26 protein-coding genes are annotated in these 25,809 nt (G+C 57.3%); 7 read left to right on the plus strand and 19 right to left on the minus strand.

Annotation, left to right across the window (positions count from 1 at the left end):
• The first annotated feature begins 138 nt into the window (after positions 1 to 138).
• Positions 139 to 840 carry a glutathione S-transferase N-terminal domain-containing protein gene (locus tag ACN0TS_RS12570; RefSeq protein ID WP_417259705.1) on the plus strand — a complete coding sequence of 234 codons (702 nt, stop codon included), beginning with the start codon at positions 139 to 141 and terminating at the stop codon, positions 838 to 840.
• On the opposite strand, the gene ACN0TS_RS12575 is transcribed toward ACN0TS_RS12570, so the two are convergent.
• The 9 genes from ACN0TS_RS12575 to pyk form a co-directional block, all read right to left on the minus strand.
• Positions 841 to 1,284 carry a YtoQ family protein gene (locus ACN0TS_RS12575; protein WP_417259706.1) on the minus strand — a complete coding sequence of 148 codons (444 nt, stop codon included), beginning with the start codon at positions 1,282 to 1,284 and terminating at the stop codon, positions 841 to 843.
• Between the two features lie 71 nt (positions 1,285 to 1,355).
• Positions 1,356 to 3,749, minus strand: a complete 2,394-nt coding sequence (gene pheT, locus ACN0TS_RS12580) for a phenylalanine--tRNA ligase subunit beta (RefSeq protein WP_417259707.1) — start codon at positions 3,747 to 3,749, stop codon at positions 1,356 to 1,358.
• Positions 3,750 to 3,802: 53 nt separating this feature from the next.
• Positions 3,803 to 4,246 carry an ASCH domain-containing protein gene (locus ACN0TS_RS12585; RefSeq protein ID WP_417259708.1) on the minus strand — a complete coding sequence of 148 codons (444 nt, stop codon included), beginning with the start codon at positions 4,244 to 4,246 and terminating at the stop codon, positions 3,803 to 3,805.
• Between the two features lie 24 nt (positions 4,247 to 4,270).
• Positions 4,271 to 4,726, minus strand: a complete 456-nt coding sequence (locus ACN0TS_RS12590; protein ID WP_417259709.1) for a hypothetical protein — start codon at positions 4,724 to 4,726, stop codon at positions 4,271 to 4,273.
• Entirely contained in the window at positions 4,723 to 5,793 is a 1,071-nt protein-coding gene (gene pheS, locus ACN0TS_RS12595) for a phenylalanine--tRNA ligase subunit alpha (RefSeq protein ID WP_417259710.1), read from the minus strand. The genes ACN0TS_RS12590 and pheS overlap by 4 nt, the downstream gene beginning before the upstream one ends.
• Before the next feature lie 153 nt (positions 5,794 to 5,946).
• Positions 5,947 to 6,306, minus strand: a complete 360-nt coding sequence (gene rplT / locus ACN0TS_RS12600; protein WP_062216829.1) for a 50S ribosomal protein L20 — start codon at positions 6,304 to 6,306, stop codon at positions 5,947 to 5,949.
• Positions 6,307 to 6,320: 14 nt separating this feature from the next.
• Positions 6,321 to 6,521 carry a 50S ribosomal protein L35 gene (gene rpmI, locus ACN0TS_RS12605; protein ID WP_058247396.1) on the minus strand — a complete coding sequence of 67 codons (201 nt, stop codon included), beginning with the start codon at positions 6,519 to 6,521 and terminating at the stop codon, positions 6,321 to 6,323.
• Positions 6,522 to 6,669: 148 nt separating this feature from the next.
• Positions 6,670 to 6,891: a hypothetical protein gene (locus tag ACN0TS_RS12610; protein ID WP_417259711.1), complete on the minus strand. Its 222-nt coding sequence runs from the start codon at positions 6,889 to 6,891 to the stop codon at positions 6,670 to 6,672.
• Between the two features lie 36 nt (positions 6,892 to 6,927).
• Entirely contained in the window at positions 6,928 to 8,373 is a 1,446-nt protein-coding gene (gene pyk, locus ACN0TS_RS12615; RefSeq protein WP_417259712.1) for a pyruvate kinase, read from the minus strand.
• 135 nt (positions 8,374 to 8,508) lie between these two features.
• Here pyk and ACN0TS_RS12620 point away from each other — a divergent pair, with 135 nt between their 5' ends.
• Entirely contained in the window at positions 8,509 to 9,294 is a 786-nt protein-coding gene (locus tag ACN0TS_RS12620; protein WP_417259713.1) for an N-formylglutamate amidohydrolase, read from the plus strand.
• A 236-nt stretch (positions 9,295 to 9,530) separates the two neighbouring features.
• Entirely contained in the window at positions 9,531 to 10,790 is a 1,260-nt protein-coding gene (locus tag ACN0TS_RS12625) for a calcium-binding protein (RefSeq protein WP_417259714.1), read from the plus strand.
• Between the two features lie 98 nt (positions 10,791 to 10,888).
• Here ACN0TS_RS12625 and ACN0TS_RS12630 read toward each other — a convergent pair whose 3' ends face one another.
• Genes ACN0TS_RS12630 through dgcN form a run of 3 tightly spaced genes read right to left on the minus strand, consistent with a single transcriptional unit; the run spans position 10,889 to position 13,776 of the window.
• Complete coding sequence (locus tag ACN0TS_RS12630) at positions 10,889 to 11,749, minus strand: D-amino-acid transaminase (protein ID WP_417259715.1); 861 nt, start codon at positions 11,747 to 11,749, stop codon at positions 10,889 to 10,891.
• 27 nt (positions 11,750 to 11,776) lie between these two features.
• On the minus strand, positions 11,777 to 12,742 hold the full coding sequence (dgcA, locus tag ACN0TS_RS12635) for an N-acetyl-D-Glu racemase DgcA (RefSeq protein ID WP_417259716.1): 966 nt from the start codon (positions 12,740 to 12,742) through the stop codon (positions 11,777 to 11,779).
• Between the two features lie 11 nt (positions 12,743 to 12,753).
• Positions 12,754 to 13,776 (minus strand): N-acetyltransferase DgcN, encoded by a 1,023-nt coding sequence (dgcN, locus tag ACN0TS_RS12640; RefSeq protein ID WP_417259717.1) that lies wholly within the window; start codon positions 13,774 to 13,776, stop codon positions 12,754 to 12,756.
• Positions 13,777 to 14,073: 297 nt separating this feature from the next.
• Here dgcN and ACN0TS_RS12645 point away from each other — a divergent pair, with 297 nt between their 5' ends.
• Both ACN0TS_RS12645 and ACN0TS_RS12650 read left to right on the plus strand, forming a co-directional pair.
• Positions 14,074 to 15,033, plus strand: a complete 960-nt coding sequence (locus ACN0TS_RS12645) for an L-malyl-CoA/beta-methylmalyl-CoA lyase (protein WP_417259718.1) — start codon at positions 14,074 to 14,076, stop codon at positions 15,031 to 15,033.
• 202 nt (positions 15,034 to 15,235) lie between these two features.
• On the plus strand, positions 15,236 to 16,198 hold the full coding sequence (locus ACN0TS_RS12650) for an acetyl-CoA carboxylase carboxyltransferase subunit alpha (protein ID WP_417259719.1): 963 nt from the start codon (positions 15,236 to 15,238) through the stop codon (positions 16,196 to 16,198).
• 80 nt (positions 16,199 to 16,278) lie between these two features.
• Here the strand turns inward: ACN0TS_RS12650 and ACN0TS_RS12655 are convergent, their stop codons facing one another.
• From ACN0TS_RS12655 to ACN0TS_RS12665, 3 genes are read right to left on the minus strand one after another with little or no spacing between them, the layout of a single operon-like run.
• Positions 16,279 to 17,016: a lysophospholipid acyltransferase family protein gene (locus ACN0TS_RS12655; RefSeq protein ID WP_417259720.1), complete on the minus strand. Its 738-nt coding sequence runs from the start codon at positions 17,014 to 17,016 to the stop codon at positions 16,279 to 16,281.
• The gene (locus ACN0TS_RS12660) at positions 17,016 to 17,915 is read right to left on the minus strand and encodes a cell division protein FtsX (protein WP_417259721.1); all 900 of its coding nucleotides are present in this window, start codon (positions 17,913 to 17,915) and stop codon (positions 17,016 to 17,018) included. Before ACN0TS_RS12660 ends, ACN0TS_RS12655 begins: the two co-directional genes overlap by 1 nt.
• Positions 17,912 to 18,583, minus strand: coding sequence for a cell division ATP-binding protein FtsE (locus ACN0TS_RS12665; protein WP_417259722.1), 672 nt, complete (start codon positions 18,581 to 18,583; stop codon positions 17,912 to 17,914). The genes ACN0TS_RS12660 and ACN0TS_RS12665 overlap by 4 nt, the downstream gene beginning before the upstream one ends.
• 157 nt (positions 18,584 to 18,740) lie before the next feature.
• Between ACN0TS_RS12665 and ACN0TS_RS12670 the strand changes: the two genes are divergently transcribed.
• Positions 18,741 to 19,763 (plus strand): zinc-ribbon domain-containing protein, encoded by a 1,023-nt coding sequence (locus tag ACN0TS_RS12670; RefSeq protein WP_417259723.1) that lies wholly within the window; start codon positions 18,741 to 18,743, stop codon positions 19,761 to 19,763.
• Between the two features lie 3 nt (positions 19,764 to 19,766).
• Here the strand turns inward: ACN0TS_RS12670 and ACN0TS_RS12675 are convergent, their stop codons facing one another.
• The 4 genes from ACN0TS_RS12675 to argH are packed head-to-tail and all read right to left on the minus strand — an operon-like array spanning position 19,767 to position 25,213.
• Complete coding sequence (locus ACN0TS_RS12675; protein ID WP_417259724.1) at positions 19,767 to 22,301, minus strand: DUF4175 domain-containing protein; 2,535 nt, start codon at positions 22,299 to 22,301, stop codon at positions 19,767 to 19,769.
• A gap of 48 nt (positions 22,302 to 22,349) precedes the next feature.
• The gene (lysA, locus tag ACN0TS_RS12680; protein ID WP_417259725.1) at positions 22,350 to 23,615 is read right to left on the minus strand and encodes a diaminopimelate decarboxylase; all 1,266 of its coding nucleotides are present in this window, start codon (positions 23,613 to 23,615) and stop codon (positions 22,350 to 22,352) included.
• Positions 23,616 to 23,657: 42 nt separating this feature from the next.
• Positions 23,658 to 23,825 carry a hypothetical protein gene (locus tag ACN0TS_RS12685; protein WP_417259726.1) on the minus strand — a complete coding sequence of 56 codons (168 nt, stop codon included), beginning with the start codon at positions 23,823 to 23,825 and terminating at the stop codon, positions 23,658 to 23,660.
• A complete protein-coding gene (gene argH, locus ACN0TS_RS12690) occupies positions 23,822 to 25,213 on the minus strand; it encodes an argininosuccinate lyase (protein ID WP_417259727.1) in 1,392 nt (463 codons plus the stop codon). Before argH ends, ACN0TS_RS12685 begins: the two co-directional genes overlap by 4 nt.
• A gap of 13 nt (positions 25,214 to 25,226) precedes the next feature.
• Between argH and ACN0TS_RS12695 the strand changes: the two genes are divergently transcribed.
• Complete coding sequence (locus ACN0TS_RS12695; protein ID WP_417259728.1) at positions 25,227 to 25,805, plus strand: TlpA family protein disulfide reductase; 579 nt, start codon at positions 25,227 to 25,229, stop codon at positions 25,803 to 25,805.
• Positions 25,806 to 25,809: the final 4 nt, after the last annotated feature.

Raw genomic sequence — 25,809 nt, forward strand, 5'->3', positions numbered from 1 at the left:
TACCTCTAACAACTGCGACAACCTGCCACAGCACTGCACACTGCATAGCAGATTTCCGAACAGTCTCTAGCCCTTTTGACACCACTACGGCACACTTACGTAGGGATAGAATGCAAAAAAGCCTCAGAAAGTTACTCCATGACACAGACACTGACACACCCGATCACCGCCCGTTGGCCCGCCAAAGACCCATCGGTGTTGCAACTCTATTCCTTTCCGACACCCAATGGGGTGAAAGTCTCCGCCGCCCTCGAAGAAATGGGGTTGGCTTATGAGCCACACCTCATCACTTTGTCCGATGCTGATGTGAAAAGCCCCGAATTTCTTGCGCTAAATCCCAACAACAAAATCCCCGCGATCATTGACCCCGACGGTCCTGACGGACAACAAATCGAGTTGTTCGAAAGCGGCGCGATCTTGCTTTATCTTGCGGAGAAGACAGGGCAATTCCTGTCCGATGATCCCAAGACCCGCATTGAAACAATCCAATGGGTGATGTTCCAAATGGGCGGTGTTGGACCGATGTTTGGTCAGCTCGGTTTTTTCCACAAATTCGCAGGCAGCGCGATGGAGGACAAAACCGCCCGCGACCGTTATGCGAATGAGGCCAAACGGTTGTTGAACGTGGTTGAGCAGCGTCTTGACGGGCGCGATTGGATCATGGGTGACTATTCGATTGCCGACATGGCGCTCGCGCCGTGGCTCAATGCACTCGACTTTTACGGGGCCAAGGAGATCACAGGTGCGGATCAGCTTAAAAACGTCCCCGCCTACATCGACCGCTTCTATGCCCGTCCCGCCGTGCAGCGCGCGAAAAACATTCCCGCGCGCCCCGAATAATCAGGACGGCAAAGCTCCATTCAACACATAGGTGAGCATCTCGACCACCTGCTGCGGCGTTTCGCAAACGGCAAGCGCCGCAGCATCCACTTCCTTCAGCGCGTGTTGATGATCCGCGCCATGCATCACAATCAACGCCTTACCTTTGGCTGCGGCATAGCCCGCATCAAACGCGGCGTTCCATTGTTTGTATTTTTCACCAAACCGCACAACGACCACGTCCGCCGCTTCAATGGCCATACGGGTGCGGATCGCGTTGAGCTTCGCGCCTTTATGATCGTGCCAGAACTTATTGTCCTCGGCCCCAAGGATTGTGACACCACAATCATCCGAAGCTGCGTGATCCGTCACGGGTGCAGAAAATTCGATATCAAGACCCGCTGCGCCCTCAACAATCTGATCGCGCCAATCGGTGTGGATTTCTCCTGACAAATAGACTTTCATTGCTTTCTCCCTGTCTCAGTAAAAAGGAGGCCGAAGCCTCCTTTTGCATAGCATAATAAGCGTGGGCCGCGTTACCCGCGCAGAGCGCCGCCTGTGGCTTTCTCGACTTTTGCAACCACCTTAGCCGACAACTCATCAAGGTCTTTTTCCTTGAGCGTACCTTCCGTGGGCTGAATACGCACGGTGATGGCAAGGGATTTCTTATCCTCACCCAAAGAGCCGCCGATGAATTCATCAAACACCCGCACCTCTTCGATCAGCGCCTTGTCTGCGCCACCTGCGGCATTGACCACATCGAGCGCGTTGACGGATTTGTCGACAACAAAGGCAAAGTCACGCTCGACCACCTGCAGGTCGTTGGTGAAGAACGCCGAGCGCGCCACTTTAGCCCCGCGCGGCATCGGAACCGCTTCAAGGTAAACGGTAAAGGCGACAGCGGGGCCTTTGACGCCCATCTGCTTGAGCACCTTGGGGTGAACCTCACCGAATTGCGCGAGGACTTTCTTTGGCCCGAGGCAGATTTTGCCCGAACGACCCGGGTGGAACCACGCCGCTGTGTCGCGCATGATCTGTGCCTTGGCGGGCGCACCGATGGCCGCCAAAACGGCCTCGGCGTCGGCTTTGGCATCGAACAGATCAATCACGCGGCGCTCGCCGTGGACATCCTTGGGCCCAGTCGCGCCCACAAGCAAACCCGCAAGCTGCAAATGCTGCTCGCCCGGCTCGCCACCGTGGAACGCTGGTCCGCACTCAAACAGAGCCAGATCGGCAAAACCACGCGCCTGATTGCGGCTCGCCGCTTGCAACAGACCGATCAACAGGTCAGGGCGCATATGGCTCATCTCGGACGAAATCGGGTTTTGCAACTTCACTGCATCACTACCACCGCCGAACAGAACAGCAGAGGCTTCATCCACAAAGGAATAGGTGACACATTCGTTGTAGCCCAATGCCGCCGCCGTATGACGGGCCGCACTTTCGCGCACCTGCATTGGCGTCTGGATTTGCTTTGCCACACCAGTGGGACGGGACAAAGGTTTTGGCTCCAGATGCGTCAGGCTTTCGACACGCGCAACCTCCTCAACAAGGTCCGCCGAGCCAAGCACATCGGGACGCCACGACGGCACTCGCGCCATGTCGCCATCCATTTCAAACCCCAAAGCGGTGAGAATTTCGACCTGACGCGCAGGCGTGATTTCCATGCCCACGAGCGATTGCACGCGGTCGGTATCGAGCGGATAGGCGCGGCTCACATCGGGCACCTCACCCGCGACAACCACCTCGGAAGGTGTCCCACCGCACAGCTCCAGGATCATCGCCGTGGCGTCTTCCATCGCTTGCATGTTGTAGGCGGGATCAATGCCGCGCTCGTTGCGATAGCGCGCATCGGAATTGATCTTGAGCGCACGACCGGACTTGGCGATGTCGAGCGTGTTCCAAACAGCCGCCTCGACAAACACATCCACGGTGTCCTCGGTGCAACCCGTGTCCAAACCACCCATAACACCCGCAACGCTCTCCACGTTACCGCCCGACGAGATCACCATCGCGCCCTCGGGCATGGTGTAGGTTTTCTCGTCCAAAGCGACCAATTGCTCGCCCCCCTTGGCGCGGTGGATGGTCAACCCGCCCTCTACTTTGCCCGCGTCAAACACGTGCAACGGGCGGTTGCGGTCATAGGTGAAAAAGTTGGTGACATCGACAAGGGCCGAAATCGGGCGCAAGCCGATTGCGGTCAAACGGTCCTGCAACCACTGTGGCGAGGGGCCGTTTTTCACGCCCTTGATCAAACGCCCCGCAAAGACGTAGCAGCCGTCCTTGGCCTCGTCCTCAATCGTCACGGAGATCGGGTTGGGGAATACACCCTCAACGGTCGGCGTCGCAGGTGTCTTGAGCGTGCCAAGACCACGCGCGGCCAGATCACGAGCAATACCGTGAACGCCAAGCGCGTCGGGACGGTTAGGCGTAATCGCAATCTCGATCACGGGGTCGACCTTGGACGGGTCAGTTTGAGCGAGATAGTCGGCAAACTCCATGCCGACCTCGCCACCCTCAAGCTCGATAATCCCGTCGTGATCCTCGCCCAAGTTCAGCTCGCGCATCGACGCCATCATGCCGAAACTTTCAACGCCACGGATTTTGCCGACGGAGATCGTAATATCGAGGCCCGGAATATACATGCCCGGCTTGGCGAGAACGGCGGTGATGCCTGCGCGTGCATTCGGGGCACCGCACACGATCTGGGTCTCTCCCTCGTCGGTCTCGACGGTGCACACGCGCAGCTTGTCCGCGTCGGGATGCTTTTCGGCCTCTTTGACTTTGACCAACTTAAAGCCCTTGAGCGCCTCGGCGGGATTTTCCACACCTTCCACTTCGAGACCGAGGTCGGTCAGCGCGTAGAGAATGTCGTCGAGAGAGGCCTCGGTTTCGAGGTGCTCTTTGAGCCAAGAAAGGGTGAACTTCATGTCGGTGTCTCCTTTGCCCACACGGGCGTCGGTTTGCGTGTCGGGAGGCGGCGTTAACGGACGCCGAGATCCTCAACCAATTCGAATGTTTCAAAAACCAAAAGCGTATCGCGGTCCAACTCGATGCCTTTTTCGCCCTTGGTGCCAAAGGCTTTGGTGATGCGTTTGCGCCAAGCCTCGATATCTTTGTCCTCGCCCTCAAGCATCGCCATTTGCGGCGTCACGTGGCGAAATTTGATGCGGTCCACTTTGAGCGTGCGCACGACCATCGCGGGGGTGCCGTCCCAGTTGGCAATGATGTCCGCGCGACCCACTTGCGGCAGCGCCTCTGGATCGTTCTCGAACTCGGAAAACGGCAAACAGGTCGCGGTTTTCTTGCCCGCAGCGACAAGTTTGTTAAGCGCATTACACCGCGCCTCATCCTCCGCCAACCGAAACGTCCCTGCTCCGGGATAGGTGTCTTGGAGGTCTTCCATGTTGTCGTTTGGGTTGGTCATTTTAGTATCCCTTTGGGAGTCGAATTATCCATCGAGATCCGCCTTCATTGCCTTTACCACATCCGCGAGCCCAACATTTTTGCCCTCGCCATCAGTACCTGAAGAACCGCTAATTGTTCCGAGCGGCTGCTTAAGCAATTCACGAACAAGGTCGCTAACCTCAATTGGGGCGTACATTGTGACTAGCGAAGCAGCTAAAGTCATCTTTGTAACCTCTGACTTACCTATAGTACCTTCGCCGCTAGCATGTGCATCTATGGCGTACTCGCTATAAGCCGCCAAAAACGCAGCATAGGCCAAACGTTTTTCCTCATGTTGACGTTCATTCCTGTCGACTTTTTTCTGGCCTCGATAAGCAATAGTACCGCCTATCACTACAACTACGGCCGAAAAAAACGGGACCCAATCCGTAAACTGCCCCAACCACGAAAAATCGCGGCAGATGTTTTTACATGCCGTGATTGTCTCGTGTGTGGTCACCCGTGAATCCCCCCCGCCAAGGTCGGGACGCTCAGCGGGCTAAAGCCGTAGTGGCGCAGCCAGCGTAGGTCGCTGTCGAAGAAGGCGCGCAGATCGGGGATGCCGTATTTCAGCATGGCGAGGCGGTCGATGCCCATGCCAAAGGCAAAGCCCTGCCACTCGGCGGGATCAATGCCGCCCGCCTTGAGGACATTGGGGTGCATCATGCCGGAGCCAAGCACTTCGAGCCAGTCGTCGCCCTCGCCCACAGTGACCGTGCCGTTTTCCCATTTGCACTGCACGTCCACCTCGGCGGATGGCTCCGTGAAGGGGAAGTGCGAGGCGCGGAAACGGGTTTTGACGGGGCGACCAAAGAAGGCGGTAAAGAACTCTTCGAGCACCCATTTGAGGTTCGCCATAGAGATATCCTTGCCGAGCGCCATGCCCTCGACTTGGTGGAACATCGGCGTGTGGGTTTGGTCGTAATCACAGCGATACACACGACCCGGCGCGATGATGCGTACAGGGGCGCCACCGTCGAGCATCGTGCGGATTTGCACGGGGCTGGTGTGGGTGCGCAGCACGTGCGGGGCGCGGTCGTCACCCTCGTCGCGGTGCATGTAGAAGGTGTCATGCTCTTGGCGTGCGGGGTGGTGTGGCGGAATGTTCAGCGCATCGAAATTATGCCAGTCATCCTCGATCTGCGGGCCTTCGGCCACAGCGAATCCGAGATCGGCAAAGATGGCGTAGATTTCCTCGGAGACGCGCGAAATCGGGTGCAATGTCCCTTGGCGACGGGCGCGCGCGGGTAGCGTGACGTCGAGCCACTCTTCGGCCAGACGCGCCTCAAGAGCGGCATCTTCGAGTGCGACCTTCTTGGCGGCGAGTGCGGCGTTGATTTCGTCTTTGAGAGCGTTGAGTTTGGGGCCCACCTCTTGGCGCTGCTCAGGCGTCATCTTGCCAAGCTCGCGCATTTTCAGAGCCACTTCGCCCTTTTTGCCGACAGCCTGAAGGCGGATGTCCTCAAGCGTGGCTTCGTCCCCCGCGTTCAAAATGGCGGTGAGGTATTTGGTCTTTAGGTCGTCCATCTGACACCCCTGTATTCTGGGCACGTCCGCAATCGGATGGCCCCGTATTCATGTTCCCCCGCTTGGTATCACGGAGGGTTTGAAAAGCAAGAAGCCGCGAGACCCCAAAGGAGGTCCGCGGCTTCAAATGTCTACCCGAAAAGGGTGAGTAGCTTAGAGCGCGGCCTTCGCCTTATCGACGATGGCACCAAACGCTTCGGGCTCATGCACGGCGAGATCGGCGAGAACCTTGCGGTCCACTTCGATGCCCGCAAGGGACAGGCCGTTGATGAACTTGGAGTAAGTCAAGCCATCGTCATGGGCGCGAACAGCAGCGTTGATACGCTGAATCCACAAAGCGCGGAAATTACGCTTGCGATTCTTACGGTCGCGTGTCGCGTATTGGTTTGCCTTGTCGACAGCCTGCGTTGCGGTGCGGAAGTTACGGCTACGGGCGCCATAATAGCCTTTCGCGGCCTTAACGATTTTACGGTGACGGGCGTGGGTAACGGTACCACCTTTGGTGCGGGACATATCCTAGCTCCTTCTTAGCGGTCGTATGGCATGTAGGACTTCACGATCTTCGCATCAGGTGCGGAGAGCGTGGTAGTGCCACGTGCGTCACGGATAAATTTCTTGTGGCGTTTGATCATGCCGTGGCGTTTGCCAGCCTGACCTGCCATGACCTTGCCTGTGGCGGTCACTTTGAAGCGCTTCTTAGCGCTCGATTTTGTCTTCATCTTGGGCATTTCCATCTCCTTCGTATTTCGATGGTTGTAACGCGCGACTCGGCATGCCTTTTAGCCGGCCACGCACCATGAGCGCGTGCAAGTACACGGCAGGTGGGTCTTTGACAAGTCTGTTTGTGGAAATTGTCAGATTTAGGAGCGAATTTCCTTAGAAATAACGCCCGAGGACGCGGGTAAGCGCCATTGGGATATCTGCCACGGAATACCCGCCCGGATGTTGCGTGACGGCGAAGATCAAAAGACCTCCGCCGATCATCACAAGCATGGCAGCCGCACGGGGCGGGCGGCTCTCAGAAAGTGCGCCAATCACGGCTGGAATAGCGAGGACCAGAATGGCCACACCAAGCACAAGAAATAGATCGGTATCCATTGACCCCACCGCTCCAAAAACGTTTTACAAACGCAATTATTCGGGATCGGTGTTGAAAATCAAGCGTTCCTCACACGGGGCAACGCGCAAAATATTGGTCGAGCCTGGTTGGTTGAACGGAATACCTGCGGTCACAACGATCATATCTTTCTCTGTTGCGAACCCTGCGGTGCGAGCGGCACGCGCCGCATTGACCACAGCCATTTTGAAGCGCTCGACCTCACCCGTCATCACGCAATGCATACCCCAATAGAGGCACAACTTACGCGCTGTGTTGCGGCGCGACGTCATGGCGATGATTGGAACGTGTGGGCGTTCGCGGGCCGTCAAAGACGCGGTGGTGCCGCTCTCGGAGTAGCACACGATGGCTTTGACGTTGGTGGTCTCGGCAATCTCGCGGGCAGCGGACACGATGGCATCGGCCACAGTATCTTTGGCCGCCGAGCGGGAGGCGTCGATCACTTCGCGGTAGGTTGCGTCGTTTTCGACCTCCATCGCCACGTTGTTCATCGTGGTGACGGCTTCAATAGGATAGTTCCCTGCGGCGGATTCAGCGGACAACATGATGGCATCGGCGCCCTCATAGATCGCAGTCGCAACGTCGGAGACCTCGGCGCGGGTTGGCATCGGGCTTTCAATCATGCTCTCAAGCATCTGCGTCGCCACAATCACCGGCTTGGCAGCAGCACGACATTTGCGGATCAGGCGTTTTTGGATCGGCGGAACAGCATGGACAGGAAGCTCAACACCAAGATCGCCACGGGCAACCATGATCCCGTCGGATGCTGCCAGAATGTCGTCGAAGTTTTCAACGGCAGAAGGTTTTTCAATCTTCGCCAAAACCGCAGCACGACCGTTCACCAGTTCTTTGGCCTCAACCATATCCTCAGGGCGCTGCACAAAGGACAGAGCGACCCAATCGACACCCAGTTCACAAGTGAACTCAAGGTCTTTGCGATCTTTGTCGGACAATGCAGCAAGCGGCAGCAACACGTCAGGGACGTTCACGCCTTTGCGGTCAGAAATCGTGCCACCAACGACAACGACACAATTAGCGTAGTCTTCGCCGCAATCTTCGACTTGCAGGCGGATTTTGCCGTCATTGACGAGCAGGTTCGCGCCTGGCTTCAAAGCTGCGAAAATTTCGGGGTGCGGCAGTTGCACGCGCTTGCTGTCACCGGGAGTGTCATCCAGATCAAGACGGATTTTATCGCCTTCTTCGAGATCATGCGCACCAGAGGAGAATTTACCGACCCGCAATTTCGGACCCTGAAGGTCAGCGAGAATCGCGATCGGACGGCCAAGGTCGGTTTCGACCTTGCGGATAATCTCATGGCGCACGCGGATTTCTTCGTGCTCACCGTGGCTCATGTTGAGACGGAACACGTCCGCACCCGCCTCGGCAAGAGCGCGGATCATTTCATAGTCATTCGAAGCGGGCCCCAGTGTGGCCACGATTTTCACGTTCCGTAAGCGTCGCATGCTGCCTTACATCCTTTTAAGTCATTTAATTTCTGTCAGGGCCGCCCCCTCTATGCCGCAAACTTGAGGGCTGCACAACTGGCGGTTTTAGCGCAAACACTTTAAGCAGGAGTGCAAATCATTGATGACAGAGCCATGACACAAACCCCTCCCTTTGAAATTATCGGACAGAGCCGCAAAGGGCGGTGGCTCGTGACCTGCGACCACGCAAGCAATTATGTGCCCGATGACATTTGGCCCGAGGGCGGTGAGGCTCTGGGACTGCCGCCTGCGGATATGTCGCGTCACATCGCCTATGACATCGGGGCGCGTGGCGTGGCTTTGGCGCTTGCACAGCACCTCGACAGTCCCGCAATCCTGTCGACGTTTTCTCGCTTAGTGATCGACCCGAACCGCGGCGTGGACGACCCAACTTTGGTGCGCAAGATTTACGACGGGTCGATCATTCCTGGGAACCGACACGCAGGTGCCTCCGAGATTGCTCGGCGCATTGATGGCTATTATCGTCCTTATCACGATGCCTATGAGAGACTGGCGCAGCAGCGCGACGACACTGTGATCCTTGCCGTCCACAGCTTTACACCCCAACTCAAATCACGTCCGCGCCGCCCGTGGCAAATTGGTATTCTGTCCGCACATGACAAACGCCTCACCGATCCGTTGATCAAGGCATTAGAACAAGCCCCCACCCTAGTGGCTGAGGCCACCAAAATCGGAGAGCGTCTGTGCATCGGAGACAATGAACCATACGAGGGGCGCTTCCCTGGCGATTCCATCGACCAACACGCGCTTCGCAAAGGCCGCTTGAACGTCTTGATCGAACTGCGCTCGGATTTGATTGAAACTCCTGAGGCACAGAGCCATTGGGCGCGCTTACTCGCGCCAATTCTGTGCGATACCTTGGCAAAAACGGGCCTTTAGCGTCGCCTCGGACGCTACACCGAGACACGCAATTCACACACCTCACCCGCTCCTATTGTTTCCCGTCCACGCACAATCAACCCAGACAGGAAGGATTGCGCAGACAAGGCCAACAGACGCCCCTAAAATGTCAAACTTTCTTGACTCAAAATATCCTTAAGCATTTATTGCCCCCGTCCGTCAGGGGTGATCGGATGCGCAATTTTGCGCCTTACTGTTTTAACACGGGGTCAATTATGTTAACTGTTTTAGCGCTACTTCCTTGGGCCATTGGTCTTGGGTTCTTGGTTGATGCATTTGGGGACGATAACGGTGGTGACGACGACACTGAAGCCGAAGCCCCCGCTGAAGAAACCACCGAAGACAGAATTTTCACGGACGGCACGCCTTTTGAGGGCACAGATGAGGCCGAGCACGTGCGCGGAAATGGCCTTGCAGACATGATCGCAGGCAACGGCGGCAATGACATTCTTTACGGTCTAGGTGGACATGACACCATCAACGGTGGCGAAGACGACGACCGCATTTTCGGCGGTGCAGGTAGCGACACATTGGACGGCAACGAAGGCGACGATTTGATAGCGGGCGCTAACGGCGCCGACATCATTCGAGGTGGCCCTGGCAATGACACGATCCGCGGCGAAGATGGCGCAGACGACATTGACGGCGGAGCGGGCGATGACACCATTGACGGCGGTCTGGGTCACGACCTCATCAATGGCGGCGCAGCAGCCGATACAATTTTTGGCAACATCGGCAATGATACGATTAGTGGCGGCAAAGGCAGCGACACCATCGACGGCGGCCAAAACGATGACACCATTCGCGGAAATGGCGGCAATGACACGCTCTTTGGCGGCGCGGGCGAGGACACGCTCTATGGCGGCTTTGGAGACGACACAGTCGAAGGTGGATTTGGCAACGACATCGTCAATCTTGGCGATGGGAACGACTCCTCTGGCGCAAGCAACGATTTATCTCTTCAGGCAGGAAACGACACCATCAATGGTGATGCGGGCGATGATACGATTCTTGATGCGCTCGGAACAAATGCAATCTTTGGCGGCGCGGGTGACGATGCACTTTCCACCGCAGATCGGGATTTCCTTTTTGCCTATCAAGAGGGCAATGAGCCAACACCAGACACGGTAGATGGTGGCGAAGGTAACGACGCGATTGTCGTCGACAACGGCGACACTGCGACAGGCGGAGCGGGCGAGGACATTTTTGACGTGATCCGCTCCACGCAAGACGACGCTCACATGGTGACAATCACAGATTTCGATGTGGCCGAGGACGTCTTGGTTCTGGAATGGGTCGGTGAAGTTCAAACGGGCGACACGGTCGTGTTCACGGAAACCGCAGATGGCCTTGTCGGTACGTATAACGGCATCGCCTTGGTCCAACTCGACGGCCTAACAGCCGCCGACATTCCAAACATCAACGGCTCATTCTCATTCGCATCCACGGCACCCGCGGCTCCCGCAGGTGCCTAGAGAGTAGTTCTGGTTGGCTTATAGCCGCCTCTCAATTGGAAAAGGCCCGCCGATTTGGCGGGCCTTTTTGTTGCGGTGCCCATTTGGGCGGTCCGAATTCAAATCGCGGCTTTAATCATCTCTTCGGTGTAAATCTCGCGTAGGCGTTTGGAGATATCCCCCGGAACACCATTCCCAATCGTCGCGCCATCAATCTCGATGACGGGTTGTGCAAATCCAGTGGCGGAGGTCACAAAGGCCTCATCCGCACCTTGGGCTTCTTCAATCGTAAAGGGGCGCTCTTCGACTTGCATTTGAGCCTCTCGCGCGAACCGCAAAATCGCGGCGCGAGTAATTCCGTGCAAAATGTCGTTGCTCAACTGACGCGTAATGATTGTGCCATCCTTGACGATATAGGCGTTGTTTGCGGTGCCTTCGGTGACAAAGCCATCCTCAACAAGCCACGCATCCGCACAGCCCTTCTTCTTGGCCTGCATCTTGGCATATGACGGATAGAGCAACTGTGTGGTCTTGATATCGCGACGGCTCCAACGCTCGTCTGGGATGGAAATCACCTTTATGCCCTCATCCATCACCTTGCTGTCCACGAGCGGTTTGTTGAAGGTGAACAACACGATGCCTGCGGGCACCTCATCGGGATCTGGCCATGCGAAATCGCGATCTCCTGGCGCCCCGCGTGTGATCTGCAAGTATATACCACCCTCATTGAGGTCGTTCTTTGCGATCAGCTCACGGTGAATGGCGAGCAATTCGTCCATCGTCACGGGAGAGACCATTTCCAGCTCGCTCATCGAGCGCTGTAGGCGCGTTACGTGGCCTTCGAAATCAACGAGCTTTCCGCCGATCACAGACGTAACCTCATACACCGCGTCCGCCATCAGGAAGCCACGGTCAAAAATGGAAACTTTGGCTTCGGTCTCGGGCAGGTAGTCGCCGTTGACGTAAACGGTGCGGGTCATGTCGCTCTCCTAAATGTAAATCTCTTGCTAGCCCCAAAGCGCCGCAGCGGGCGGATGAACACCATCCGCATCATAGGCCAAAGGAACATCACGGTCTTCCGCCAAAAGCAGCGGCCCGTCAAGGTCCACGACCTTTGCACCTTGCGCCACGAGAACCGCAGGCGCCATTGCCAAGGACGAGCCGACCATACAGCCGACCATAAGGCCATAGCCCTCGTCGAGCGCGGCCACCCGTAGCGCAAGCGCCTCGGTGAGGCCCCCCGTTTTGTCGAGCTTGATGTTAATCATGTCGTATTTGCCCTTCAGCGCAGGAAGGCTGGCGCGGTCATGACAGGACTCGTCAGCGCACACGGGCAAGGGCCGCGCGATCTCCGCCAACATACCGTCCTCACCCGCAGGCATAGGTTGCTCGACCAGATCAACACCGAGTCGCACCATATGAGGGGCGAGATCGGCATAAACATCCGCACTCCATCCCTCATTCGCATCGACAATGATGCGCGACTTTGGCGCACCGCGACGCACAGCCTCAAGACGGGCCATGTCTTCCGCTGTGCCAAGTTTGATCTTCAACAACGGACGATGCGCATGTTTCGCCGCCGCCCGTTCCATCGCCTCGGGTTCACCAAGCGATAGCGTATAGGCGGTGATCAGTGGCACAGGGGCAGGCAAGTCAAGCAACTGCCAAACCCGTTTACCCGCCGCTTTGGCGTCCAAATCCCACAGCGCACAGTCCACAGCGTTGCGGGCGGCCCCTGCGGGCAGCGCCTCTTGCAACTCCTGACGCGTGATGCCCGCAGGCAACGCTTCGATCTGCGCCGTCACGCTTTCCATGCTTTCGCCGTAGCGGGCATAGGGAACGCATTCGCCCTGCCCCACCACGCCGCCTCGCTCAATGCGCACGGTTAGAACATGCGCCTCGGTCCGCGCTCCGCGCGAGATGACAAAGGCCTCCGCCAAGCGGAACGCCTGAGCTGTTACTGTAATGGTCATACCAAGTCCTGTTATTGCGCTGCGACGGCAGTGTGCAGACCCAAAAGCGCATCGACAAGCCGTTCTGCGCCCTGACGGAACGGATCAACAGCAGGCAGACCCATTTCCATTTCGACTTTGGCCAGATACTCGACCGCCTCGACCTCAGACATATGTTGGGTATTGACCGAAATACCGACCACTTCGCAGGCTGGATTTGCGACACGAGCCAGGGGAAGAGCGGTATCTCGCAACTGCTGAAGGGTCGGCAAGTCGTAGTCAGGCAGACCGCGCATGTGGGTGCGGGTCGGCTCGTGACAAAGAATAAGCGCGTCAGGTTGACCGCCATGAATGAGAGCGAGCGTGACACCCGAATAGGACACATGGAACAGGCTGCCCTGCCCCTCGATCATGTCCCAATGATCGGGGTCGTTGTCTGGCGTCAGCCATTCCACCGCACCCGCCATAAAGTCAGCAATCACCGCATCAAGCGGCACACCCTTGCCCGTCACCAGAATGCCAGTCTGGCCTGTAGCGCAGAACGTCGACTTCTCGCCGCGCTCCTTCATCACCTTGTCCATCGCCAAGGCGGTGTACATTTTGCCCACCGAACAATCGGTGCCAACCGCAAGGCAGCGCTTGCCTGTGCGCTTCACGCCAGTCGCAATCGGGTATGTGATGGAGGGCACGCGCACATCGTGCAATTGACGGCCACAGGCCTTGGCCACCGCGACCAAATCCTCTTCGTCGCGCAGCAAATTATGCAGACCAGAGGCAATATCAAACCCCTCTTCGAGGGCCGCAATCAGAACTTTTTTCCATGAGGGACTAATGACACCCCCACGGTTAGCCACGCCGATCACCAATGTCTTGGCCCCTGCCGCTTTCGCCTCCTCAAGCGTCATATCAGCGATCCCCATATCGGCCTTACAACCCTCCATGCGGAATTGACCAAGCGCGTATTCTGGGCGCCAGTCTTTAACCCCTTGGGCAACCTTGGCAGCGAGTTGATCGGGGGCGTCCCCGAGGAACAATAGATATGGTGTCTTAATCATGGCAGCTCTCCGATGGCGGTCATGTCAGCGACTGTGACCTATGCGTTTCGCCCAATATGGCGCGGAGATGTTGGAATGTGCTTGCGTTTACATCATTTCAAAACGCTACTTCGGGAGAATCTCCCCATAAAAGGGAAATAGTGGGATTTTTTTGCACGCCGCATCCGACCTCGCAAAAGTTCGAAACTCGCCATACGCACATCGCCGCAGCGCAGAAATCCCTTGCATATAGCAACGCAAGATAATACCAAACAAGGCGACAGTTAAGAAACATCATTGCTAAAGGAATTCTTTCGCATGTCCTTCCGCCTTCAACCAACGCCTCCCGCCCGTCCAAATCGCTGCCAACTGTTTGGACCTGGCTCGAACACAAAACTGTTCCCAAAAATGGCGGCCTCGGACGCAGATGTGATCAACCTCGACCTCGAAGATTCTGTGGCGCCCTCCGACAAAGACGTAGCTCGAGCCAATATCATCGAAGCGATCAATACCATTGATTGGGGTACCAAGACGCTGGCCGTGCGGATCAACTCCCTCGACACCCCGTACTGGTATCGCGATGTGGTGGACCTTTTGGAGCAAGCGGGCGAACGCCTCGATCAGATCATGATCCCCAAAGTTGGGTGTGCCGAGGATGTCTATGCCGTCGATGCGCTTGTCACCGCAATTGAACGCGCCAAGGGGCGGACGAAAAAGGTCGCTTTTGAAGTCATTATCGAATCCGCGGCGGGGCTCGCCCATGTCGAAGAGATCGCCGCAAGCTCCCCACGCCTTGAGGCCATGAGCCTCGGCGCTGCCGATTTCGCAGCCTCCATGGGGATGCAAACCACGGGCATCGGCGGCACACAGGAAAACTACTACATGCTGCACGGCGACACCCGCCATTATTCCGATCCGTGGCATTGGGCACAAACCGCCATCGTTGCGGCCTGTCGCACCCACGGCATCCTACCTGTCGACGGCCCCTTCGGGGACTTCTCCGACGACGAGGGCTACCGCGCCCAAGCGCGCCGCTCTGCTACACTTGGCATGGTCGGGAAATGGGCGATCCACCCCAAACAAATCGCCTTGGCCAATGAGGTATTCACTCCCTCCGAGGAAGCTGTTGCGGAGGCCCGCGAAATCCTCGCCGCGATGGAAACAGCCAAAGCCAATGGCGAAGGCGCAACCGTCTACAAAGGACGCTTGGTCGATATTGCCTCCATCAAACAAGCCGAAGTCATCGTCGCGCAATCGGAATTGATCGCGAATAGCTAACGCCACTTCCAAGCGGGTGGAGGAGCCCGCTTGTCGAAGCGAACGCCGCGGGAGGCCCACCCCGCGGCGTTTGTCATTTGCTTCGCAACCTTGCCAGTTCACGCCGCAAACGGGCCTGAAAAGAATTCGTAAATCTTGCCGAGTTGCACACAGCCGCTAAAGTCGCCATATACGACTACAACCATCGGTTTGGAGTTCTAGAATGACGCAATATCTCGAGTTTGAAAAACCCCTCGCGGAAATTGAAGGCAAAGCGGAGGAGCTACGGGCTCTGGCCCGTGCCAACGAAGAGATGGACGTCGAGAAAGAAGCCGCTGCTTTGGACAAGAAAGCGGCTGACATGTTGGTCGACCTCTACAAAAACCTAACGCCGTGGCGCAAATGTCAGGTGGCCCGCCACCCCGACCGCCCCCACTGCAAGGACTATATTGAGGCGCTGTTCACCGAATACACACCGCTCGCAGGCGACCGTAACTTTGCCGACGACCACGCCGTCATGGGCGGCCTTGCGCGCTTCAATGACCAACCCGTCGTTGTGATCGGCCAGGAAAAAGGCAACGATACGAAATCCCGCATTGAGCGTAACTTCGGCATGGCACGCCCTGAGGGCTACCGCAAAGCCATCCGCCTCATGGAATTGGCTAACAAATTCGGTCTGCCCGTGATCGCCCTTGTCGACACCCCCGGCGCCTATCCCGGCAAAGGGGCCGAGGAGCGCGGTCAATCCGAAGCCATCGCGCGCGCCACCGAAAAGTCGCTGCAACTTGGTGTGCCTATGATTTCCGTGATCATCGGCGAAGGCGGATCAGGCGGCGCAGTTGCGTTCGCGTCGGCCAACAAAGTCGCCATGCTTGATCACTCCGTCTATTCGGTCATCTCACCCGAAGGCTGTGCGTCGATCCTATGGAAGGACGCCGAAAAGATGCGCGAAGCCGCCGAAGCACTGCGCCTGACAGCGCAAGATCTCTATAAGCTCGGCGTGATAGACCAGATCATTCCCGAACCAATGGGCGGCGCACAGCGCGATGCTCAAACAACCATCGCCGCCGTCGGCAAAGCCATCCAATCCATGCTGACACCACTGTCGAAAATGAGCCCTGACGCGCTCATCGCAGATCGGCGCAAGAAATTCCTCGACATCGGGTCCAAAGGGTTGGCGGCATAACGACGCGAGACCCAACACTCAAACATAACAAAGGGCGCCACGTACAAACGGGCGCCCTTTTGCGTGAGGTTGGAACACTGTCAGTCTTTAGCGGCCACAAATCCCGCCTCAGCCATGAGTGCATTGGATGACGTTTCAACATCATGCTCCAACCGCGCCATAAAGGTTTTCATGTCTAGCCCCGTCTCGATCTCGGGAAGAAACTCCACAACGGCGGTTCCGCGACCGCGATAAATCCCGTGGCGCGGCCAGAACACACCGACGTTGGTTCCCGCTGGAACGCAGGCCTGACCTGTCTGTTCGTAGAGTACACCCGTACCGATTTTATATGGCAAATGCGCCCCTGCCGCGACACGCGTGCCTTGTGGAAAAATGATCAACTGCCCCGGATCGGTGGCACCGGATTTCACATCTGCAACCATCTTCTTGATCGCCACACCGCGCTTGCCACGATCCACAGCGACACAACCCATTCGCCTTGCATACCAACCAACAATCGGCGTCCACAGGATCTGTTTTTTCATAATGAACTTCGGTCGAGGCGCGACAGAAACGATCAGAATAATGTCGAAGAAACTCTGATGCTTGGACGCGATAATCACCTCTCCCGTAGGCACTTCGCCGCGGATTTCCGATTTCAGCCCAACGATATATCGCGCCGAGAACCGTACCCATTTGCAATAGGAATGAATCGCGTTGAACACATTGTCCCGCTTGATCATCACCAAAGGCGTCCAGAATATCGCCATGACAAACATCGACAGATACATCTGCACAATAAAAATCAGCGAGAGAATCCACTGGATCGGGTAAGGCATTACATCAATCTCCGCAGGGCTTGCGTGGCGGCTACACGAGTCGCGATATAGGCGACTACGGCAGCAAGAACAGGAATGATAGCAGGCCAAAGCCACTGTGCCCCGCGAAAACCGAGCCCCGTTAAAAATCCGCCCTCAACCTGCGCATCCGGCAAGAGCGCTATCGCAATCATACCGAAAAACGTGCCAACCACAGCGCCCGTAAACCCGCGCAATGTAAAGCGGCGCACGAATGCCCGCGCGATATAGCGGTCCGTTGACCCCACAAGGCGCAACACACGGATCACCTGTCCATTCGCGGCCAGAGCGGCATTGGCGGCAAGCGTAATCATCCCCGCCGTCACCCCCGTGATCAAAACCAACGACAATAACCCAAGCGCCCGCAATCGCTCCGCAGCCTTTACCAAAGGCACGCGCCAACGGGTATGATCGTCAAGCACAGCCCCCGGGGCTTCGCCCGCAAGACGCAAGCGCAACCCTTCGGCGTCATAGCCTTCGGCCGTTTCTTGCACCTCAATCAGCACGGGCAAAGGCAGAGTATCCACGGGCAAAGACGGCCCGAACCATGGCTCCAACAAAGCACGCTCATCCTCGTCCGACAGCGCCTGCGCCGAGGCAACCCCTGGCGTCGTGAGCAACACATCAAGCGCCGCTTGCGTCTGTGCCTCGATCTGGTCTTCGGGCGCAGAAATACGCACCGTTGACGCCCGCGCCAATTCACTGCCCCACTGATCCGCCAAACGCCCCGTAGCAAAGGAAAGCGCCATTGCAAACACCGCCAGAAACGCCATCGCCCCCGAGGTCAGCAGTGACAACTGCGCAGTAAAGCCCGACGACGGCACAACACGAGCATGTTTACTCTCTTCGAACGTCAAAAACGGCAGGAGAATACTTCTCATAGATCCGCTCCCGCTTGATGAATACGACGATCCGCGATTCGCAAGACACGCGCGTTGACCTGTGATTTCGCCTGACGGATCAAATGCATGTCGTGAGTGGCAATGACCACGGTTTTCCCCATGCGGTTCAATTCCACCAACAGCTGTAAAAGCCGCAGCGACATGTCCCAATCCACGTTGCCAGTCGGTTCATCCGCAATGATGACATCGGGCGACATAATGATCGCCCGTGCAAGCGCGGCGCGTTGGCGCTCCCCTCCCGACATCTCGGGCGGCAAGGCATTGACATGGTCACTCAAGCCGACCCAAGCCATAAGATCCGCCAAGTCGCTCTCGACAATTGGACGCCCCGAAACAGTTAAGGGGAGAGAGATGTTCTCCCAAACGCTGAGATGATCGAGAAACTGACAGTCTTGGTGAACAACACCGATCTTGCGCCTCAACATCGCCACATCATCGCGTTCCAGCGCACGACTGTCCTTACCCAAAATCGACACACGACCCGCCGTCGCCTGCAATTCATGGTAACAAAGCTTGAGAAACGTGGTTTTCCCCGCCCCCGATGGACCCGTCAGAAAGTGGAACGATCCTGGAGCCAGTGAAACGTTCATTTGCGTGAGCAGCTCTTGCCCACCGTATCCGTAAGCCGCGTCATTAAACTCGATCACTTGGGAACCCCTGTCGCTCTTTCGCGACAGTTTTGCCTCACAGTGAGGTGTGTTTCAATGCAACTGTCGCAAAAACATGGACAATTCAACTTCAGCCGTTAACATTTTGGGAAAATAGTCAAGATATACCACGGTAGAACTGTGGATGGGGTCAGTAATGCGGCTAGTTTGCCCGAACTGCGACGCTCAATATGAGGTCGACGATAAAGTTATTCCCGAGAGCGGGAGAGACGTTCAATGCTCGAACTGCGGTAATACGTGGTTCCAAGGGCCTAAGCATCGAGATGCCGATCTTGCCGAAGAGATGGGCTACGAAATAGCGCCTGATGGCGAGGCAGAGCATGGGAGCGATCCCATATCCGAACAGCCACCCAAGCCCGATTTCGAAACGGATGAAGATCAGTTCCACGACATCGAACCCAACGAAGTCTCCCCTGAACACCCCTCTGAAACAGAGGATATTGCCTTCCATGACGAGGGCACGGTCGCAGATGACAGCCCAGACCCGTCACAGGAATACACCTACGACGACAGCGACGACGACCTCGATGCGCCAGTCTCCGTAGATGAGGACGATGACGAAGAGGATGAGGGGGACGCACCAGTTCCAGAGGGTCGCAAGCTCCCGTCCATAGACGATTCGATCAAAGAATTGCTTCGCGAAGAACAAGAATTCAGCGCACCGCCATCATCGAGCGACCAGCTGGAAGTTCAACCCAACCTAGGCCTTGAAGAGGCCGAAGTGGCCACCGATCAGGCAATGCGTGAGAAAATGGCCCGCCTTCGTGGCCTTGATCCCGCGGACCCTGCTTTGGCTGCGGGGATATTGGGCGCACAGGGCAAGCGACGCGATCTGCTTCCCGACATCGAAGAAATCAATTCGACCCTGAGCGCTTCGTCGGAACGCGATGCAGACGGCACTGTTCCAGACGAGCAAACACGGCGCACCCGAGTTCGTCGCGGCACCTCGCGCACCATATTTGTGGCGCTCATCGTTATCGTCTTGCTCTTGATTGTGCTTTACATCCTCGCACCGACCATCGCCAATGCTGTGCCCGCCACCGCCCCAATTATGGAGAGCTACGTCGAGGCCGCCAACGTGTTCCGTACGTGGCTTGATGGTGGCATGTCGGCCTTAAGTACACGGCTGAACACGCTCTTGAGCCAACTCAACGGCTAACAGTCAAAACCGATCCAACAGCCTGTTGAGGTAATCGCGTTCCTCTTCGGGACGGTTTTGTTCGGCTGAGCGACGGCGAATTTCGTCGAGCAACTCTTCGGCGCGACGATAGACATCCTCACCCTCGGCCATTTCCTCGTCCGATCCGAACCGTCCCGTATTCCCCGGTGTGCGGCCTAACGGATCGCGGCGCTCCTCAGCGCCATCGGCACCGCCCGCTTGACCCTGTTGGCCCTCTTGCTCTTGTGGTTGTCCTTGCGCAAGTTGATCACCCAACTGGCGCATGCCTTCGCGCAGCGCTTCCAAAGCTTCGGCCTGACTGTCGAGCGCTCCGGCCAAATCATTCTCACGCAGCGCCTGTTCGGCGTCATCCATTGCGCGCCCTGCATCCTCAAGCGCCTCGCCGATCCCTTCGGCATTTTCGCCACTTGGGACATTGCCAAGCTGGCGCTCCAATTCGCGCCGCAACGCCCGTTGACGGTCTGACAGATCACCCATATCCGCTGCACCGTCTTCACCTTGCTCATTTTGCGCTTGACCTTGGGCACCGTTTTGATCTGCGCCTTCGCCGTCTTGACCCTCTTGGTTTTCGCCTTGGTCCGCCTGCGCTTGCCCCTCACCCTGTTCGCGTTGATCCTGCTGCTCTTGCAGATCAGAGAAGGTATCGTCGTTCAGGTCTTGTTGTTCGCGCAGCATATCCTGCATGCCCTGCATCGACGGATTGCCTTCGCCACCCTGCCCATTGGGGTCTTGGGTGACGCGCATATTCTCCAACAACTGATTGAGCATATCCATCATCTGCTGCGCCTCGGCCATGCGGCCCTGCTCCATCAACTCTTGGATACGGTCCATCAATTGCTGCAACTGATCGGCGGACATCTGTTGTGTCTCGCCCTGCGGCTGCTCGCTTTCGTCCTCTCCTTGCTGCTCGGCCAACTGCTGAATGTAGTCTTGGGTCGCCTCTCGCAATTCCTGCATCAAGCGCGCGATTTCCTCGTCAGAGGCCCCGTCGCGCATCGCCTGTTGCAACCGTTCTTGGGCACGCCGCAACCGCTCCAACGCCTCGCTCAACTGGCCATCTTCCAACAAGTTGGCAATCTCCCAGAGGTCCGTGGCGATCTCATCGACCAAGGCATCGGACATCGGATCACCGCGCCCTTCCAACTTGGCAATCACATCGCGCAACCGCTGCGTAATGGCGTCATCGTCGATCAGGTCTTCGGGCTGAAACGACACGGCTCGCAACACCTGTGCCGCGCGAGAAGCATTCGCGCGATTCCACAACAGCTCGCGCCGCACATCAATCAACGCCGCCGCCAAGGGATCAAAAAACCGCCGCGATGGCAAAACGCCCTCACCGATAGCGTCTTCGCTTACCTGTCCCGTTTGATCATAGGCCCGCAAAGAAACCATAACGGGCAGCCCTGCGAACGGGTGCTGTGAAAAGTTCTCGGCAAACACGCCCTCAATCTCGGTGCGGTCCCCTGTCTGCGGCAGCGTCACCTCAACAGCCAGATCGGCGCGAGGCTCAGGATCAACAACAAACCCGTAGTGCCGCGTCACCGCATCAATATCGCGCTCGAACACCATAACCGCTCGAGCAACACCGAAATCATCGCTCAGGCGAAACCCTTGCCGCGTCTCGCCACTGGCCGCACGGGTCATCGCGTCCACAAGTTCGGCCACGGGCGGCGCATCGGGCACAAGTGCGACAGACCATAGTCGTCCTGTCGGCCCGTCAATCTCGATATCGCCAGACTGCACAACGCTGAAATCTGTTGCCTCGCTTTCGCCCGAACCTGACACGGTTTCGCGCAGGCTCAACGCATCGCTATCGCCATCCCCGTACAGACGCACCGTCACTTCGGAGCCCTTGGGTGCCTCAAAGGCATCATTCAAATCCGCCAGATAAAGAGTCGGCTTGCCCGTAAACGCAGGCGGCTTGACCCAGCCTTCCCACACAGGCCCCATCGCGATCTGATCCGCCCCTCTGCCAATGGCAACGGTCTTTGCCTGATCAAGCGAGCCAAACAAAAGCCCCATGCCCAAAACGGTCAACGCCATGAGGCGCAGCCCAAAGGGATCGTGGCGCGGCAAGTCGGGCGGCGGCGCGACGGCACGGGCGGCGGCGGCTCGCGCGGCCATACGGTCCAAATGCGCGGCCCAAATGGCTTGTGACGCGGGATCGGCGGCACCAGACAACGGGGTGTCGCTCAACGCCTGAAGCGGACGGCCTTTGAGCGTGGCATCGACACGAGCCACGGCCTCGCCCTTGGCTGGCCACCGAAAACGCCACACGCCATGACCCAGTGTGACCACGAGGAAAGCGGCGGCGCCCATAAACAGGAACACACGCAACCCGCTTGGAATAACCTCATGCACCCCCAGCAGAGCCAAACCAACAAGCGAGACAAGAACAGAAAAGAACGGCCAGAACGCCGCGGACAGATGTTCAAACAGCACACCAGCGTAGGTCGCGCGAATGGCGCGTTTCACCCGCGTGGCGGGCCCTTTTGGCAGGTGGGTTTTATAGTCCATTCACTCATCCGTTCGGGGCATGCGCCGCGCACCGAAGAGGGCGCAGGATCAAAGCCACTCAGGAATGCTATCGCGATTTATCATCTCGTCATAGGTCGGACGGGGCCGAATGACAGCGAATTGATCGCCATGCACAAGAACTTCGGGAATAAGCGGGCGCGAATTGTATTCCGACGCCATCACCGCGCCATATGCCCCCGCAGAACGAAACGCTACGAGATCGCCCTCGCCGAGCCGCGGCATGTTGCGCGCCTTGGCAAAGGTATCGCCCGTCTCACAAACGGGGCCGACGATATCCACAGGCGACTGCTCTGTGGCGGCTTGTGGTTCAAGGACGGGAATAATGTCATGATGCGCGTCATACATCGACGGGCGGACAAGATCGTTCATGGCCGCATCCACGATAAGGAAATCACGCCCTTCACCGTGCTTGAGATAGATCACCGACGAGACGAGAATCCCCGCATTCCCCGAAATCAGCCGACCAGGTTCAATTTCGATCTCGCAGCCCAAATGACCCACGGTGTTGCGGATCACGTTGCCATACTCAACGGGCAAGGGCGGAGCCTCGTTAGAGCGCTCATAAGGAATTCCCAAACCACCGCCAAGGTCGAGACGACGAATGTTGTGGCCATCACTGCGCAGGGCTTCGGTCAACTCGGCCACCTTGGCAAAGGCAAGCTCAAACGGCTCAAGTTGAGTCAGTTGCGAGCCGATATGCACATCAATCCCGACCACATCAATCCCGTCCATTTTGCCCGCACGGGCATAGACATCGCGACAGGTGGCAATCGGGATGCCGAACTTGTTTTCGCTTTTGCCAGTGGCAATTTTCGCGTGGGTTTTCGCATCGACATTGGGGTTCACACGCAGCGCAATCGGGGCTTTGACGCCCAACGATATGGCGACCTCATTGAGCGCCTCCAACTCAGGCTCGCTCTCCACGTTGAACTGTCGGATGCCACCTTCAAGCGCCACGCGCATCTCCTCGCGGGTCTTGCCCACGCCCGAAAACACGATCCGATCTCCGGGGACGCCTGCGGCTTTCGCCTTGAGGTATTCGCCCATCGACACCACATCAATGCCCGCGCCAAGCTCACCCATGAGCTTGAGCACCGCGAGGTTTGCGTTCGACTTCATTGCGAAACAAACAAGGTGATCCATGCCCTCTAACGCCTCATCGAAGAGCGTAAAGTGGCGGGTCAATGTGGCCGTCGAATAGACGTAAAACGGCGTACCAACAGCGGCGACGATATCGCTTACCGGCACATCTTCGGCGTGCAACATGCCGTCGCGGTAGAGAAAGTGGTCCATAAATGGCGGCCCTTGATATCAGGTCCCCGCGTGGTCGGCGGGTCAATTGGCAGGAAAGGTGATCCCGATTTGCGTGTTGGTATACACACCCGTGTTCGAATTCACACCTATGGTCTGCTTGCCCGACACGACGGGTTTGGTCGGAGGACCGTTCGCCCCACAGGCCGCAAGTAAAACAACAATTCCCAAAGCAGTTGCAATACGGATCATTTAAGCACCTCTTTCCAACGCGCGATCTGCACGCGCACCTGTTGAGGGGCCGTGCCACCGTAGCTTGTGCGCGAGGCGACCGAATTTTCAACCGTTAAGACGTTGAACACGTCTTCGGTAATCGCTTCGTGAACGGATTTCATATCGTCGAGGGAGAGATCAGGCAGATCACAGCCCTTTTTCTCGGCCATTGCCACCAATGCGCCCGTGACGTGGTGCGCCTCGCGGAATGGCATACCCGCCTCGCGCACGAGCCAGTCGGCCAGATCGGTCGCCGTCGAAAATCCACTTGCCGCGGCAGCACGCAAATTATCAACATTGGCAGTCATGTCAGAGACCATACCCGTCATTGCGGCGAGAGCCAGCATGAGGTTATCGGCGGCATCGAACACCTGTTCTTTGTCTTCCTGCATGTCCTTGGAATAGGCGAGCGGCAGACCCTTCATCACCATCATCAGCGCAACATTGGCCCCGAAAATCCGACCAATTTTGGCGCGGATCAGTTCAGCGGCGTCGGGGTTTTTCTTTTGCGGCATAATGGACGAACCGGTGGAGAAGCGATCCGAGAGCGTCACAAACTTGAACTGTGCCGAGGACCAAATCACCAACTCTTCGGCAAAACGGCTCATGTGCATGGCGGTGATCGACGCGCAGGACAAGAACTCGAGCGCAAAATCGCGGTCCGCAACCGCATCGAGCGAATTGGCCGTTGGACGATCAAAACCGAGCGCCTCAGCGGTCATATGACGATCAATCGGGAAGCCTGTGCCCGCAAGAGCCGCCGAGCCGAGAGGATTTTCATTCATCCGTGCGCGGGCGTCCTTGAACCGAGACAAATCACGGCCAAGCATTTCGACATAGGCCATCATGTGGTGGCCCCATGTGACGGGCTGCGCGGTTTGCAGGTGCGTAAAGCCGGGCATCACCCAATCCGCACCCGCTTCAGCCTGTGCGAGCAGCGCGCGGATAAGCGCATCAATTCCTGAGATGGCCGCGTCCATTTGGTCGCGCGTCCAGAGTTTGAAATCCGTGGCCACTTGGTCATTGCGCGACCGAGCCGTGTGCAAACGCCCTGCTGCCTCGCCGATAATCTCTTTGAGACGCGCCTCAACATTCATGTGAATGTCTTCAAGCGCTGTGGAAAATTCGAATTTTCCCGCTTCGATTTCTGACAATACCGTGAGAAGGCCTTCCCGAATACGCTCCGCATCGTTAGCGTCAATGATGCCTTGTTCGGCGAGCATGGCGGCATGTGCGCGTGACCCTGCGATGTCCTGAGACGCGAGGCGTTTGTCGTAATCGATAGACGCATTGATCGCTTCCATGATGGCGTCGGGACCGTCCGCAAACCGTCCGCCCCACATCGCATTGGATTTTTTGTCACTCATGGACCTGCCCCACATGTTGAAAACTTCTCTTGTCGCCACCCTTTATACGGCCCTGAGCCTCTCTGCAATTGCTGCGCAGGCATCTGACATGAGCGACATCGAGGCCCTGCGCACCGATAGCATGAAGAAACTCGTGGTTCACGCAGCACCCAAAGAGACCTCCGACGTGCCATTCACATTGCAAGATGGCACGGAACTGACGCTCGCCGAGATCGACGGCGATGTGAAAGTGGTGAATTTCTGGGCCACATGGTGCGCCCCCTGTCGCAAGGAAATGCCCGCCCTCGACGCGCTCGCCGCCGAATTTTCAGACGCAGGATTAACAGTGACCCCCATCGCGACAGGGCATAATCCGCTGCCCGCCATTGAACGTTTCTTTGCCGAGGCAGGCATCGAACACATCGACTACGCACTGGATGCGAAAAGCAAATTGGCACGGGATATGAGTGTGTTGGGCCTTCCTGTCACGCTGATCCTGGATGCGGAGGGGCACGAACTCGCACGCCTCACGGGCGATGCCGAATGGCATTCACAATCCGCACGCGATATTGTCGCGGCCCTGCTCTCAAACGCGGACGCAGGCGACAACTAACTCG

Origin of the sequence: Celeribacter sp. (assembly GCF_048266405.1) — a bacterium.
Classification (GTDB): Bacteria; Pseudomonadota; Alphaproteobacteria; order Rhodobacterales; family Rhodobacteraceae; genus Celeribacter.